Annotated in this window: 3 protein-coding genes; 1 reads left to right on the top strand and 2 read right to left on the bottom strand. The window is 65.2% G+C overall.

Annotated elements, in window-relative coordinates:
- The coding region (locus U4E84_RS18700; RefSeq protein ID WP_322533548.1) for an L-lactate permease at positions 1-361 on the bottom strand (361 nt) is incomplete at its 3' end.
- A 120-nt stretch (positions 362-481) separates the two neighbouring features.
- Between U4E84_RS18700 and U4E84_RS18695 the strand changes: the two genes are divergently transcribed.
- Positions 482-631, top strand: coding sequence for a hypothetical protein (locus U4E84_RS18695; protein WP_322533547.1), 150 nt, complete (start codon positions 482-484; stop codon positions 629-631).
- Between the two features lie 54 nt (positions 632-685).
- Here U4E84_RS18695 and U4E84_RS18690 read toward each other — a convergent pair.
- Positions 686-1,033 (bottom strand): TOBE domain-containing protein (locus tag U4E84_RS18690; RefSeq protein ID WP_322533546.1); only part of this gene is annotated, 348 nt, incomplete at its 5' end.

Below are 1,033 nucleotides of genomic sequence, written 5' to 3'. Positions count from 1 at the left end.
CGCCCTCGATGATCGTCATGAAGCCGAGCCCGATGAGCAACACCTGAATGCGTCTGTCCTCCTCGATCTGTCCGAAGTACCACCTGATGGTGGCGATGGCGCCGCTTCCCTCAAGATAGTTCATCAGGAGGATGGCGCCGAAGACGATGAGGATGATGTCGACCGCCTGAAACACGCCGTAGATCGCCGACGCGATCAGCCAGTCGAGTTCCATGCGCCAGTACGTGAGCCCGATCCCGGCCGCGAGCAGCCACCCGACCCCCATCGCTCGGGCGGCCGACCACCTGAGTCCGGCGAGCAGGACGAACGCGACACCGATCGGAATGACGCCGACGAACGCCAGTGTGAGAACACTTGTCATGGTTATTCGTTAGTGTACATTCCCGTCTTACAACGAACCATATGTAATTTTCTTTTTACCTGATACTCTCCGCGGCGGTCGTTCAGGTGTTTTTTGTATCCGGCAGTCGCACACAGCGATATGGACGACCACTCTCACGAACCCGACCCGGACAAGCGCGTGACCGCCCCGATGCAGGCGTTCGGGAGCCGCGAGGTCGGCATCGGCGCGGCCGTCACGCTCGTCGGCCTGCTGATCGCGTACGCGGTTCCCTTCCTCGCGACGTTCTGAACGCCGCCGCTCGTCGCGGTTTCGAGAGCGCCGTCCGTCGCAGCCGCGGCTCGGCTACCGCGGGTACCACGCGAGCGGGTGGTCGGCGGTGAGCTCCAAGGTGACGGACTCGTCGAGGTCGAACTCCTCGACGTGGTTGTGGAGGCAGTGGACCGCCTCGCCGGAGTCGAGGTCGACGCGGTAGACGAACGAGGGGCCGACGTACTGCCGCGAGGTGACGACGCCGTCGGCGAGTTCGGGGCTCGCGGGCGTCGCGCGGAGGTCGTCCGGCCGGACCAAGACGTCGACGGGCGCGCCGTCGTAGACGGTGTCGTACCCCTCCAGCGTGACGGCGTCGAAGCGGCCGATCCCGGTCTCGACCTTCCCGTCGCGGAGCTTCCCTTCGAGGAACGACGCCCGGCC

Origin of the sequence: Halorubrum sp. AD140, assembly GCF_034497445.1 — an archaeon.
GTDB lineage: Archaea > Halobacteriota > Halobacteria > Halobacteriales > Haloferacaceae > Halorubrum.
Note: the sequence above shows the minus strand (reverse complement) of the source record. Positions and strands in the feature narration are given on the sequence as shown.

Excerpts from the sequence above, each read along its gene's own strand:
- U4E84_RS18695 (WP_322533547.1), top strand. The coding sequence starts at position 482 with ATGGACGACCACTCTCACGAACCCGACCCGGACAAGCGCGTGACCGCC.